The organism is Streptomyces sp. NPDC002573 (assembly GCF_042889625.1).
Taxonomy (GTDB): Bacteria; Actinomycetota; Actinomycetes; order Streptomycetales; family Streptomycetaceae; genus Streptomyces; species Streptomyces gibsoniae.
The window spans coordinates 1-13,408 of the sequence record NZ_JBIARC010000042.1 but is presented as its reverse complement, the minus strand read 5'-3'; the positions used below and the strand labels follow the sequence as shown (position 1 = coordinate 13,408).

Sequence of the window (13,408 nt, the reverse complement as noted above, 5' to 3'; positions counted from 1 at the left end):
CGATGAGCGAGCACCGTCGCAAACCGCCGCAGCCGCAGGGAGGCGGACGTGCCGCGGCCCGACGCGGCCAATCGGCGCCCTCCGGCCGCCGTGCGGCACCGCGAGGCGCCACCGGGTCCCCTTCCGACTCCTATGGAGCGGGAGGTGAGGAGCGCCCGTACGGCAGCCGTGCCGAGGCCAGACGGGCGGCCCAGAGAAATGGTGGAGGCCGACGCCGAGGGCCCGAGGGTCCGGGGCCCGGTCCCGGCCGGGGCAGAGGGCGGAACACCCCACCCGGCAGAAAACGCATCATCGACTACCCACGTGCCGGAAAGTACGGCGCCGCGCGCTGGGTGCCCTCGTGGAAGTTGGTCACGGGCCTGTTCATCGGCTTCATAGGGAGCCTGGTGGCGGTCGCGGGCGTCGGCTACGCACTCGTGAGCGTTCCGGACGTGGCCAAGACGGCGACGGCCCAGAACAACGTCTTCTACTGGGCCGACGGCAGCCAGATGGTGGCCACCGGCGGTGAGATGAACCGCCAGATCATCAACTACGCGCAGATCCCTAAGGCGATGCGGTACGCCGTCATCTCGCAGGAGAACAAGACCTTCGAGACGGACAGCGGCGTCGACCCCACGGGTATCGCGCGAGCCCTCTTCAACATGGCCAGGGGCGGCCAGACGCAGGGTGGATCCACCATCACCCAGCAGTACGTCAAGAACGCGATGCTGGACGACCAGTCGCAGACGGTCACCCGGAAGTTCAAAGAGATCTTCGTCGCGATCAAGGTGGGGGCCAACGTCCCCAAGGACCAGATCATGGCCGGTTATCTGAACTCCGGCTACTACGGGCGGGGCGCCTACGGACTTCAGGCAGCCTCGCGGGCGTACTTCAACAAGGACGCCACCTATCTGAACCCCGGTGAGTGCGCCTTCCTGGCGGCGATGCTCAAGGGCGCCACGTACTACGACCCGGCCGGTGCGACGTCCCTCGACCCGAACGCCACTCCGCAGGCGAACAGCAGGCGGGCCGAGGCCCAGATGCAGGACACCCTCAACAAGATGGTCCAGTACGGCCATCTGAGTGCCGAGGAGCGGGCCAAGTACACCAAGCTGCCCAAGGTCCAGAACCCGCGGTCGAACAGCCGGCTGAGCGGTCAGATCGGCTACCTCGTCGACCTCGCCAAGGCGTACCTGGTCAACAACACGAACATCTCGGCCAGCGACCTGCAGCGGGGCGGTTACTCGATCTACACGACGTTCGAGAGGAACAAGGTCGACGCGCTCGAGAAGGCCGTCAAGAACGTCCAGAACGCCAACATCAAGCCCAAGCTGCGCCCGAACACCGACAAGTTCGTCCAGTTCGGCGGGGCTTCCGTGGATCCCTCCAGCGGCGCCATCAAGGCGATCTACGGCGGCGAGGATGCGACCAAGCACTTCACCAACAACGCGGACCAGACCGGTGCGCAGGTGGGTTCGACGTTCAAGCCGTTCGTACTGGCGGCGGCCATGCAGGACGGCGTCCGCAATCCCGACGGGCCGGAGTCGCAAGCGCAGGACGAACGCACGCCGGTCTCGCCCAAGAGCCTGTACAGCGGCAAGAACAAGCTCAAGATCATGGAGTACAACAAGACGGTCTGGAAGAACGAGAAGGGCGAGGAGTGGCTGCAGACGAACGACGGCGGTGAGTCGGTGGGCAACGCGCCTGACTACAAGATCGACCTTCGTGAGGCGATGCGGCTCTCGGTCAACTCCGCCTACGTCCAGCTCGGCATGGATGTCGGTCTGGACAAGGTCAAGCAGGCGGCCCTGAGCGCGGGCATTCTCAAGTCCAGTCTCGCGAGCGCCAACTTCCCCTCGTTCTCGATCGGTACCTCCGACCCCAGCGCCATCCGTATGGCCGGCGCCTACGCCACCTTCGCGGCCAGCGGCCAGCAAAACGAACCGTTCTCGGTCACGAAGGTCACGAGCAAGGACGGCACGGTCTTCGAACACAAGGCCAAGCCCAACGACGCCTTCACCTCGAAGGTCGCCGACAACGTGACCGACGTCCTCAGGACCGTGGTCGAGAAGGGCACCGGTACCGCCGCGCAGCTGCCCGGCCGGGAGGTCGCGGGCAAGACCGGTACGACCGACGGCAACAAGTCCGCCTGGTTCGTCGGGTACACCCCGCAGCTGTCGACCTCGATCGGCATGTTCCGGTTGGACGACAACGAGAACAACAAGTCCCGCGAGTTCCTGAAGATGTACGGAACGGGCGGCCAGAAGAAGATCCACGGCGCCTCGTTCCCGGCCGAGATCTGGCACGACTACATGGCGCAGGCGCTCCAGGGCGAGCCGGTGAAGAACTTCCCGACGCCCCTGCCCATCGGTGAGATCGTGAACGACACCCCCAGCCCGAGCGTGACCCCCACGCCCACGCTGAGCAGCACGCCGAGCCCGACGCCGACCCCGACGCCGAGCGCGACGCTCACCTCTCCCTCGCCGTCGCCCAGTGACACATGCGGCCCCTTCAGCTGGAACTGTGGCAACGACAACGGTGGCGGCAACGGCAACGGCGGCGGTACCGACGCCGGCAGCACGGGTGGAGTGACCTCGAGCCCGACGGAGACCTCCGGGAACGGAAACACCCGGGGCAACGGCAACGGAGGAGGGTTCATCAGCGGCCCCAACGGGTGACCATCACTGAGTGTTCTCTCTGTGAAACTCTCTGTTTCACGTGAAACATCGGCCGAAGAGGGGCCGCCCCACCAGCGAGGTGGGGCGGCCCTCGGCTTTTTCCTAGGTGCATGCGGCAGGATGACCCCCATGCCCAGTGCAGAGACGACGCGAGCGAGCGTCCACGAGCCGGACGTGGTGCGGCCGACCCGGGAGGACGAGGTCGCCGCGGCCGGGAGCGAGCTGATCGGCGGCCCCATCGGGCGGCGCGCACTGCTCGGGACGTCCTGGTGGACTCCCGTACGGGTCGTGGCGCTCGTCGCGATCGGCCTGTTCGCCCTCGGTATGGTCCAGAAGCTGCCGTGCTACGACAGCGGCTGGTTCTTCGGCGCCAGCTCCCAGTACACCCACGCGTGCTACTCGGACATCCCGCACCTCTACCAGGGCCGAGGCTTCGCCGATGGGCTCGTGCCCTACTTCGACAAGCTCCCCGGCGACATGAACTACCTCGAGTACCCGGTGCTCACCGGTGTGTTCATGGAGGTCGCCTCCTGGCTGACGCCGAGCAGCGGCGATATCCAGTCCCGGGAGCAGATCTACTGGATGGTCAACGCCGGCATGCTGCTGGTGTGCGCCGTGGTCATCGCGGTGTGCACCGCCCGGATCCACCGCCGACGGCCCTGGGACGGCCTTCTGGTCGCCCTGGCGCCCGCCTTCGCGCTGACGGCGACCATCAACTGGGATCTGCTCGCCGTGGCCCTGCTGGCCGCCGCGATGCTGATGTGGTCACGCGGCCGCGCCCTGGCCTTCGGTATCCTCGTGGGGCTCGCGACGGCCGCCAAGTTCTATCCGTTCCTGGTGCTCGGACCGCTCCTCGTGCTGTGCTGGCGGGCCGGCAGATGGCGGGAGTTCTCGACCGCGGTGCTGGGCGCCGTGGGGGCGTGGCTCGTGGTCAACGTGCCGGTGATGTTCCTCGCGCCGCAGGGCTGGTCGAAGTTCTACAGCTTCAGCAAGGAGCGGGGGGTCGACTTCGGATCGATCTTCCTGTTCGTCTCGCGCTGGCTCAACGTCGGCATCCCTGCGGAAACGGCCAATGCCTGGGCGATGTTCCTGATGGTGGCCGCCTGCGCGGGCATCGCGGCCATCACGCTGACGGCGCCGCGCCGCCCGCGTTTCGCGCAGCTCGTCTTCCTGATCGTCGCGGTGTTCATCCTCACCAACAAGGTCTACTCGCCGCAGTACGTGCTGTGGCTGGTCCCCCTCGCCGCGCTGGCCCGGCCGCGCTGGCGGGACTTCCTGATCTGGCAGGCCTGCGAGGTGGGGTACTTCCTGGGGATCTGGATGTACCTCGCGTACACGAGCAGCGGAGACGCCCACAAGGGCCTGCCGTCGGACGGGTACCAGGTGGCCATAGCCGTCCATCTGCTGGGGACGCTGTATCTGTGTGCCGTCGTCGTGCGGGACATCCTCATGCCGGAGCGGGACATGGTGCGCCGGGCCGGTGACGACGACCCGTCCGGCGGTGTGCTGGACGGAGCGGAGGACGTCTTCGTGCTGGGGGCCGCGGCCCATCCGCCGCGGCACGCGGCGGCCTTCGAGGGGCCGCACGTGGAGTGGGGCAGCCGGGACGCGGAGCCCGCGGAGGGCAGTTCGCCCTGAGCGAACAGGCGTCGGGGCCGTCATGCACAAGGCCGTACACGGGCTTCCGTGTACGGCCTTGGTGCTGTCGGGCCCGGGATCAGCGGTCGACGGTCCGGTCGAACTGGGTGGTGGTGTGCCGCAGATGGGCCACCAGCTCGTCGCCCACCTTCGGCTCCGTGGCGTCCGAGGGGACGAACAGGATCGAGACCTGCATATGGGGCGGCTCGGCGAACCAGCGCTGCTTGCCCGCCCAGACGAACGGCGAGAGATTCCGGTTCACCGTCGCGAGGCCGGCCCGCGCGACGCCCTTGGCGCGCGGCATGACACCGTGCAGGGCCTTGGGAGCCTCCAGACCCACCCCGTGGGACGTTCCGCCCGCCACGACGACCAGGAAGCCGTCGGAGGCCGCCTTCTGCTGCCGGTAGCCGAAGCGCTCGCCCTTGGCGACCCGCGTGACGTCCAGGACCGCTCCGCGGTACTCGGTCGCCTCGTGGTCCCCCAGCCACAGCCGGGTGCCGATGCGGGCCCGGAAGCGGGTCTGCGGGAACTGCTGCTGCAGACGGGCCAGCTCCTCCGCCTTGAGGTGGCTGACGAACATCGTGTGCAGCGGCAGCCGGGCCGCGCGCAGCCGGTCCATCCAGCCGATGACCTCCTCGACGGCGTCCGAGCCATCGGTGCGGTCGAGCGGCAGGTGGATGGCGAAGCCCTCCAGCCGGACGTTCTCTATGGCCTGGTGCAGTTGCGGCAGCTCCTGCTCGCTCACCCCGTGCCGTTTCATCGAGGACATCACCTCGATGACCACACGGGCCCCCACGAGCCCGTAGACGCCGTCCACGGACGACACCGACCGGATGACGCGGTCCGGCAGCGGTACCGGCTCCTCGCCGCGCCTGAAGGGCGTCAGAACGAGCAGATCGCCACCGAACCAGTCCTTGATCCGGGCCGCCTCGTACGTCGTGCCCACGGCGAGGACGTCCGAGCCCAGCCGCGTGGCCTCTTCCGCCAGCCGCTCGTGGCCGAAGCCGTAGCCGTTGCCCTTGCAGACCGGGACGAGCCCCGGGAACTGCTCCTGGACGTGCTTGTGGTGTGCCCGCCATCGCGCGGTGTCGACGTAGAGCGTGAGCGCCATGGCCGGTCCCGGAACCTTTCTCGTGGCTGCGGTGTGTCAGAGGTCTGAGAGGGAATTGTGATGGATCCGTCGAGGCGACGTGACGCCGGACCGCCCGTGCGGTCCGGCGCGGGCTCCGGAATCAGCGGCGCGACATGTAGATGTCGAGCGCCTTGTGGAGCAGCTTGTTCAGCGGGAAGTCCCACTCGCCGAGGTATTCGGCGGCCTGACCGCCCGTGCCCACCTTGAACTGGATCAGGCCGAAGAGGTGGTCGGTCTCGTCCAGCGAGTCGGAGATGCCGCGCAGGTCATAGACCGTCGCGCCGAGCGCGTAGGCGTCCCGTAGCATCCGCCACTGCATCGCGTTGGAGGGACGGAACTCACGGCCGATGTTGTCGGAGGCACCGTAGGAGTACCAGACGTGCCCGCCGACGATCAGCATCGTCGCCGCCGACAGGTTCACCCCGTTGTGCCGGGCGAAGTAGAGCCGCATGCGGTTGGGGTCCTCGGTGTTGAGGGCCGTCCACATGCGCTGGAAGTACGACAGCGGGCGGGGCCGGAAGTGGTCGCGCAGGGCCGTGATCTCGTAGAGCCGCTGCCACTCCTCGAGGTCGTGGTAACCGCCCTGGACGACCTCGACACCGGCCTTCTCGGCCTTCTTGATGTTGCGGCGCCACAGCTGGTTGAAGTTCTTGTGGACCTCTTCCAGGGAACGGTTGGCGAGCGGCACCTGGTAGACGTAGCGCGGCTGCACGTCGCCGAAGCCGGCGCCGCCGTCCTCGCCCTGCTGCCAGCCCATGCGGCGCAGCTTGTCGGCCACCTCGAAGGCACGCGGCTCGATGAAGTCGGCCTCGATGTCGCGCAGGCGCTTCACGTCCGGGTCCTGGATGCCCTGCTTGATGGAGCCGGCCTCCCAGCGCCGGATGATGACCGGCGGACCCATCTTCACGGAGAACGCGCCCTGGTGCTTGAGGTGCGCCAGCATCGGCTGGAGCCAGTCGTCCAGGTTCGGCGCGTACCAATTGATGACCGGGCCCTCGGGAAGGTACGCGAGGTAGCGCTTGATCTTGGGCAGCTGGCGGTACAACACCAGGCCGACGCCAACCAGTTCGCCGCTCTTGTCGAACCAGCCGAGGCTCTCCGACCGCCACTCGGCCTTGACGTCTGCCCAGGCCGGGACCTGCATGTGGCTCGCCGCCGGCAGGCTCTGGATGTAGGCCAGATGTTGCTCGCGGCTGATCGTCCTCAGGGTCAGGCTCATACGGGGCGCTCCTCGGGCTGGGCTGTCCCCATGGGTACAGGGGCTCCGGCTCTCGCGCCGAAGCCTACTGCGCCTCGCGAGCGCCCCGTCTGGCCGTATGGAACCTGTGTGCCCATGAAGAAGCCGGCCGGCCCCGCGGCCCGGCCGGCGACCTCGCTCCTCAGCCGCCGATGAGCCCGCCGAAGAGACCGCCGTGGGCCATACCGAGGAAGAAGCCGATGGCCGCGGCACCGAGCCCCAGGATCAGTCCGAACCGCTGCCGGGTCGTGATGGAGATGAACTGGCCGTACGCGCCGGTGAAGATCCCCACCAGGCCGGTCCAGGAGCTGATCAGATGCAGGCTGTGGGACGCCAACGCCGTGATGAAGGCAGTGAGCCCGAGGGCCAGGGTCACCAGAACCAGAGTGTCCTGGACGGGATGGGCCTTACCGTCCGTGGCGAAGAGAGAGCCGGTGGTGTTGGGTCGCAATACCTGTGCCATGGGGCACCTCCTGCGGAAGGCGGCGCATCGTAGCGCCTTACACACCCGATGTGTACAGATTGACGGCCTTCGCGGCCGGATTTCAACCGGAAGCTCGTGTGCGGGTACTCTGTACCGTCTGCACCGGTGTCTGCCCAGACCGAGCCACGTCAATCGTCGGCTGACCCCCGATTGTCAGTGGCGGCTGATGTACTGACCTTCATCGTCAGTGCGGCTGAAGTACTGGCAGGCACTGTTGCGTACGCATCGCAACCCTCCTGCCACGGAACGACCGTGGCCGCTGAGTCCAAAGGAGGTGGGTTCCACATGCGTCACTACGAGGTGATGGTCATCCTCGACCCCGATCTCGAGGAGCGCGCTGTCTCCCCGCTGATCGAGAACTTCCTTTCTGTCGTCCGTGACGGCGGCGGAAAGGTCGAGAAGGTCGACACCTGGGGCCGTCGTCGTCTCTCGTACGAGATCAAGAAGAAGCCCGAGGGCATCTACTCGGTCATCGACCTGCAGGCCGAGCCTGCGGTCGTCAAGGAGCTCGACCGCCAGATGAACCTGAACGAGTCGGTCCTCCGGACCAAGGTCCTCCGCCCCGAGACCCACTGAGCTTCCGCTCAGCTGATCTCGGGATTCGAGTAGCAGCACCAGCAGCCAGCAGCAAACCCGCCGAGAGGTTCCCCCAATGGCAGGCGAGACCGTCATCACGGTCGTCGGCAATCTTGTCGACGACCCCGAGCTGCGCTTCACCCCGTCCGGTGCGGCGGTCGCGAAGTTCCGCGTCGCGTCCACTCCCCGCACCTTCGACCGCCAGACGAACGAGTGGAAGGACGGCGAGAGCCTCTTTCTGACCTGCTCGGTCTGGCGTCAGGCGGCGGAGAACGTCGCCGAGTCGCTCCAGCGAGGCATGCGCGTCATCGTGCAGGGCCGGCTGAAGCAGCGGTCCTACGAGGACCGTGAGGGCGTCAAGCGCACGGTCTACGAGCTCGACGTCGACGAGGTCGGCGCGAGCCTGCGCAACGCCACGGCCAAGGTCACCAAGGCCGCGGCCGGCGGTCGTGGTGGCCAGGGCGGTTACGGCGGCGGTGGCGGCCAGGGCGGTGGCCAGGGTGGCGCCGGCTGGGGCGGTGGCCCCGGTGGCGGCCAGCAGGGCGGCGCTCCGGCGGACGACCCCTGGGCGACCGGCACTCCCGCCGGTGGCCAGGGCGGTGGCGGCGGCTGGGGCGGTGGCTCCGGCGGCGGTGGCGGCTACTCGGACGAGCCCCCCTTCTAGGCCTTTGTGCCGGGTCCCCGGACCCGGACGGGGCGAGGGCGGGCCGTACCCCCCAACTTCTTGATCACACAGGAGAAACACCATGGCGAAGCCGCCTGTGCGCAAGCCTAAGAAGAAGGTCTGCGCATTCTGCAAGGACAAGGTCACGTACGTGGACTACAAGGACACGAACATGCTGCGGAAGTTCATTTCCGACCGCGGCAAGATCCGTGCCCGCCGCGTGACCGGCAACTGCACGCAGCACCAGCGTGACGTCGCCACGGCCGTCAAGAACAGCCGTGAGATGGCGCTGCTGCCCTACACGTCCACCGCGCGTTAAGGAAAGGGTGACCGACTCATGAAGATCATCCTGACCCACGAGGTGTCCGGCCTCGGCGCCGCCGGTGACGTCGTCGACGTCAAGGACGGTTACGCTCGCAACTACCTGATCCCGCGGAAGTTCGCTATCCGCTGGACCAAGGGTGGCGAGAAGGACGTCGAGCAGATCCGTCGTGCTCGCAAGATCCACGAGATCCAGACCATCGAGCAGGCCAACCAGATCAAGGCCCAGCTCGAGGGCGTGAAGGTCCGTCTGGCTGTCCGCTCCGGCGACTCCGGCCGTCTCTTCGGTTCCGTCACCCCGGCCGACGTCGCTTCCGCGATCAAGGCTTCCGGTGGCCCCGAGGTCGACAAGCGCCGCATCGAGCTGGGCACGCCGATCAAGACGCTGGGCGCCCACGAGACGTCCGTGCGTCTGCACCCCGAGGTTGCCGCCAAGGTCAGCATCGAGGTCGTCTCGGCCTGACGCCGCGCGCTCGCTTCGAGCAGATGAGAAAGGGCCGTACCCCGTGGGGTGCGGCCCTTTCCGCGTGACAGGCGGCTGCCCCGGTCCGGCGAACGCTCGGATGGCGTTGTTTCACGTGAAACGGCGCGAGGTGAGGTCGCGGCCTCGCTCAGCGGGCCGACCCCGTCACGACCCAGCGGCCCGAACGGGAACGCAGCCACAGCGTGAGCATCCGAACGGTCATCATCAGCGTCATCGCCGCCCACAGCGCGGTGAGCCCGCCGCCGAGGACCGGGACCAGCAGGGCCACGGGAGCGAAGACGGCCAGGGTCAGCAACATGGCCCAGGCGAGATAGGGGCCGTCGCCCGCACCCATCAGGACGCCGTCCAACACGAAGACGACGCCGCAGACGGGCTGGGAGACCGCCACGAGCACCAGGGCGGGCAGGGCCGTTCGGTGGACGGCCGCGTCGCTGGTGAACAACGGAAGAAAGAGCGGGCGCGCCGCGAGGACCAGCAGTCCGAGGGCCAGACCCGTGGAGATCCCCCACTGGACCATACGGCGGCAGGCTTCCCGGGCGCCCTGCGCGTCGCCCGCGCCGAGATACCGTCCGATGATGGCCTGCCCCGCGATGGCGATCGCGTCCAGGGCGAACGCGAGCAGACTCCACAGCGACAGGATGATCTGGTGTGCGGCGATGTCCGCGTCACCGAGCCGGGCGGCGACGGCAGTGGCGATCATCAGGATGGCCCGCAGCGAGAGGGTGCGCACCAGCAGGGGCACCCCCGCCTGTGCACTGGCTCGTATGCCCGCCGCATCCGGTCGCAGCGAGGTGCCGTGCCGGCGGGCGCCGCGGACGACGACATACAGATAGGCGGCGGCCATGCCGCACTGGGCGATGACGGTGCCCCAGGCGGAGCCGGCGATCCCCAGATCCGCCCCGTAGACGAGGCCGACATTGAGAACGGCGTTGGCGGCGAAGCCGCCGACCGCGACGTACAGCGGTGTCCTGGTGTCCTGCAGGCCCCGCAGTACGCCGGTCGAGGCGAGCACGACCAGCATGGCGGGGACGCCGAGCATGGAGATTCTCAGATACGTCGTCGCATAGGGGGCGGCCGTCTGCGAGGCGCCGAACAGCTCCACGATGCCGGGTGCGGTGGGAAGCACGACGGCGATGACGGCTGCCCCGATCAACAGGGCCAGCCAGATGCCGTCCATGCCCTGACGGATGGCGGAGCGTAGATCGCCCGCGCCGACGCGGCGGGCGACCGCGGCCGTGGTGGCGTAGGCGAGGAACACGAAGACGCTCACCGCGGTGGTCAGGAGCGCCGAGGCGACGCCGAGCCCGGCGAGCTGACCGGTGCCGAGATGGCCGACGATCGCGCTGTCCGCCATTACGAAGAGCGGCTCTGCGACGAGCGCGCCGAAGGCCGGAACGGCCAAGCCGATGATCTCCCGGTCATGCCGGCGTCGGGCGGCGCCGGGCGGCGCGGGAGTCTGTGTCATGGCCACCAATCTAACCGTCCACAGGTAAGAGATGCAAAGGGCTAGTGGTCCTTACTTCAGTGTGTGCGGGGTGTGGCCTCGTGTCCCCTTCGCGGTGATCTTGATCCTGCTGGGGAAGTTTTTCTTCTGCACAGCCGGTGGACGGGAAAGATACAGGTCAGACGCGGTTCTCTGGATCGGCTGAGGGCTTGTTCACAGGGCTGTCCACCGTGTCGTGCACAGGTTTTGCGGAGTTCTCCACAGCATCGGGGCCGTCGTCCACATGCCCTGTGGATAACCAGATTGGCTGACGCTGCCGACAGGCCTAACGTGGTGCGGCGCCCACTCCCCTCTCCACCTTGGGAAAGTACGCGAAAAGACGCGTCCGAACCGGAGCTGGGCTTCTCGCTTTGTCAGTGTCGTGCCCTAGAAATGAGGGGCACGGCGAGGTCCGCGTGGCGGACGGGAGGAGGCGGGCCGGTGAGCATTTCCGAGCCCTTGGACGATCCGTGGGCCGACAGCGGTCCCAGCGATCGTGTCCCCGCCTCCCGCCGGGGCCGTGACGGCGGCCGAGGCCGCGACGAGCAGCATGACCGCGGTGACGACGGCCGAGCCTGGGACGGCGGTGGCGCCTCCTTCGAGCGTGTCCCGCCGCAGGACCTGGATGCCGAGCAGTCCGTCCTCGGCGGCATGCTCCTGTCCAAGGACGCGATCGCCGATGTCGTCGAGGTCCTCAAGGGCCACGACTTCTACCGGCCCGCGCACGAGACGATCTACCAGGCGATCCTCGATCTGTACGCGAAGGGCGAGCCGGCCGACCCCATCACGGTGGGTGCCGAGCTGACCAAGCGGGGCGAGATCACCAAGGTCGGCGGCGCACCCTATCTCCACACCCTGGTGCAGACGGTGCCGACCGCGGCGAACGCCGAGTACTACGCGCAGATCGTGCACGAGCGCGCGGTCCTGCGTCGGCTGGTCGAGGCCGGCACTCGCATCACCCAGATGGGATACGCGGCCGACGGCGACATCGACGAGATCGTCAACACCGCCCAGGCCGAGATCTTCGCGGTCACCGAGCAGCGGACGGCCGAGGACTATCTGCCGCTCAGCGAGATCATGGAGGGCGCGCTCGACGAGATCGAGGCGATCGGTTCGCGCTCGGGGGAGATGACCGGTGTGCCCACCGGCTTCACCGACCTGGACCAGCTCACCAACGGTCTGCACCCGGGTCAGATGATCATCATCGCGGCCCGTCCCGCCATGGGTAAGTCGACGCTGGCGCTGGACTTCGCACGAGCGGCGTCCATCAAGCACAACCTGCCGAGCGTGATCTTCTCGCTCGAAATGGGCCGCAACGAGATCGCCATGCGTCTGCTGTCCGCCGAGGCACGCGTGGCCCTGCACCATATGCGGTCCGGCACGATGACGGACGAGGACTGGACCCGTCTCGCGCGCCGCATGCCGGACGTCTCGGCCGCACCCCTCTACATCGACGACTCGCCGAACCTGTCGATGATGGAGATCCGCGCCAAGTGCCGCCGCCTCAAGCAGCGCAACGACCTCAAGCTGGTCGTCATCGACTATCTCCAGCTGATGCAGTCCGGCTCCAAACGGTCCGAGAGCCGACAGCAGGAGGTCTCCGACATGTCGCGAAACCTGAAGCTGCTGGCCAAGGAGCTGGAGCTGCCGGTGATCGCGCTCTCCCAGCTCAACCGTGGCCCGGAGCAGCGGACGGACAAGAAGCCGATGGTCTCCGACCTGCGTGAGTCCGGCTCGATCGAGCAGGACGCCGACATGGTCATCCTGCTGCACCGCGAGGACGCGTACGAGAAGGAGTCGCCGCGCGCGGGCGAGGCGGACATCATCGTCGGCAAGCACCGTAACGGCCCGACGGCCACGATCACGGTCGCCTTCCAGGGCCATTACTCCCGCTTCGTGGACATGGCCCAGACCTGAGCCCCACGCATGTAGGGTCTCAAATCCAGCTTCATAATCTCAGGGTCAGCTGCATATAGATGGCATTTATGCAGCCATCGTGAGACTCGCAGCTCAGAGCGTTCACTCTTTTAGGTGACGCAAGGGGTGACCTCTCAACGCGGGAGCGAGCGCTGGCACCTTGGCTACACGGGCAGTCACTTGTGGGCTGGGGGTGTGGTGGACGTCGCTGCGACGGTGTGCGTGCGTCGTCAGAACGGGCAGATCGTCGAAGATCGCTCCTGGGGAACGGAGCCCATCAAATCTTTGGCTTCGGCCATACCCTGGCGGACGTTCCGTTGGTACAAGGGCCAGAAGTACTACTCGGGCACCTACTGGTCGGCGACGATGCGCGATCACGTGATCTACGAGTCGCGACTGGAGCTGTCGCGGTTGCTCTTCGCTGATTTCGATCCGTCCGTACGCGGCATCGTGGCCCAGCCCTTCTTGCTGAAGACGGTGCTGGAGGGGAAGGTCCGCAGGCACATCCCGGACTACCTTCTGCTTACCCGGCAGGTGCCGGTGGTCGTCGACGTCAAGCCGCTTCACCGGTTGTCCAAGCCAGAGGTGGCGTTCACCTTTGGCTGGACTAGGCAGGCGGTGGAATCACGGGGATGGACGTACGAGGTTTGGAGCGAGCCTTCGGCTGTGGAACTGGAAAACATTCGGTTCCTAGCGGGCTATCGAAGGCACTGGCTGTTCAGAAGCTGTTGTCTTTTCGATCTTGAGAGATGCGCTTCGAACGGGAGTCTCGATCGGGTGGTCGCTGACCGCTGGGCGCATGCGAGTGGGGCCTC

12 protein-coding genes are annotated in these 13,408 nt (G+C 67.4%); 8 read left to right on the top strand and 4 right to left on the bottom strand.

The features are described from left to right. Positions 1–2: 2 nt before the first annotated feature. Together ACFYX0_RS31295 and ACFYX0_RS31290 are read left to right on the top strand one after the other, a co-directional pair. Positions 3–2,657 (top strand): transglycosylase domain-containing protein, encoded by a 2,655-nt coding sequence (locus ACFYX0_RS31295; protein WP_388975130.1) that lies wholly within the window; start codon positions 3–5, stop codon positions 2,655–2,657. 129 nt (positions 2,658–2,786) lie between these two features. Then, a complete protein-coding gene (locus ACFYX0_RS31290; RefSeq protein WP_355906708.1) occupies positions 2,787–4,295 on the top strand; it encodes a glycosyltransferase 87 family protein in 1,509 nt (502 codons plus the stop codon). A 79-nt stretch (positions 4,296–4,374) separates the two neighbouring features. Here the strand turns inward: ACFYX0_RS31290 and ACFYX0_RS31285 are convergent, their stop codons facing one another. From ACFYX0_RS31285 to ACFYX0_RS31275, 3 genes are all read right to left on the bottom strand, one after another. Next, on the bottom strand, positions 4,375–5,406 hold the full coding sequence (locus ACFYX0_RS31285) for an alanine racemase (RefSeq protein ID WP_388975127.1): 1,032 nt from the start codon (positions 5,404–5,406) through the stop codon (positions 4,375–4,377). A gap of 121 nt (positions 5,407–5,527) precedes the next feature. Continuing rightward, positions 5,528–6,646: a lipid II:glycine glycyltransferase FemX gene (locus ACFYX0_RS31280; RefSeq protein ID WP_388975125.1), complete on the bottom strand. Its 1,119-nt coding sequence runs from the start codon at positions 6,644–6,646 to the stop codon at positions 5,528–5,530. Between the two features lie 160 nt (positions 6,647–6,806). Continuing rightward, entirely contained in the window at positions 6,807–7,127 is a 321-nt protein-coding gene (locus ACFYX0_RS31275; protein WP_355906714.1) for a hypothetical protein, read from the bottom strand. A gap of 306 nt (positions 7,128–7,433) precedes the next feature. Between ACFYX0_RS31275 and rpsF the strand changes: the two genes are divergently transcribed. The 4 genes from rpsF (at position 7,434) to rplI (ending at position 9,172) form a co-directional block, all read left to right on the top strand. Beyond that, positions 7,434–7,724, top strand: coding sequence for a 30S ribosomal protein S6 (rpsF, locus tag ACFYX0_RS31270; protein ID WP_004985983.1), 291 nt, complete (start codon positions 7,434–7,436; stop codon positions 7,722–7,724). A 76-nt stretch (positions 7,725–7,800) separates the two neighbouring features. Next, complete coding sequence (locus ACFYX0_RS31265; protein WP_388975122.1) at positions 7,801–8,388, top strand: single-stranded DNA-binding protein; 588 nt, start codon at positions 7,801–7,803, stop codon at positions 8,386–8,388. An 82-nt stretch (positions 8,389–8,470) separates the two neighbouring features. Beyond that, positions 8,471–8,707, top strand: a complete 237-nt coding sequence (gene rpsR / locus ACFYX0_RS31260) for a 30S ribosomal protein S18 (RefSeq protein WP_003949403.1) — start codon at positions 8,471–8,473, stop codon at positions 8,705–8,707. Between the two features lie 18 nt (positions 8,708–8,725). Further along, positions 8,726–9,172: a 50S ribosomal protein L9 gene (gene rplI, locus ACFYX0_RS31255; RefSeq protein WP_311693837.1), complete on the top strand. Its 447-nt coding sequence runs from the start codon at positions 8,726–8,728 to the stop codon at positions 9,170–9,172. Positions 9,173–9,320: 148 nt separating this feature from the next. Here the strand turns inward: rplI and ACFYX0_RS31250 are convergent, their stop codons facing one another. Continuing rightward, positions 9,321–10,658 (bottom strand): MATE family efflux transporter, encoded by a 1,338-nt coding sequence (locus ACFYX0_RS31250; RefSeq protein ID WP_388975119.1) that lies wholly within the window; start codon positions 10,656–10,658, stop codon positions 9,321–9,323. Between the two features lie 459 nt (positions 10,659–11,117). On the opposite strand from ACFYX0_RS31250, the gene dnaB reads away from it, so the two are divergent. After that, positions 11,118–12,593, top strand: coding sequence for a replicative DNA helicase (gene dnaB / locus ACFYX0_RS31245; RefSeq protein ID WP_355906723.1), 1,476 nt, complete (start codon positions 11,118–11,120; stop codon positions 12,591–12,593). 195 nt (positions 12,594–12,788) lie between these two features. Then, a partial coding sequence (locus ACFYX0_RS31240) for a TnsA-like heteromeric transposase endonuclease subunit (protein ID WP_388975116.1) occupies positions 12,789–13,408 on the top strand: 620 nt, incomplete at its 3' end.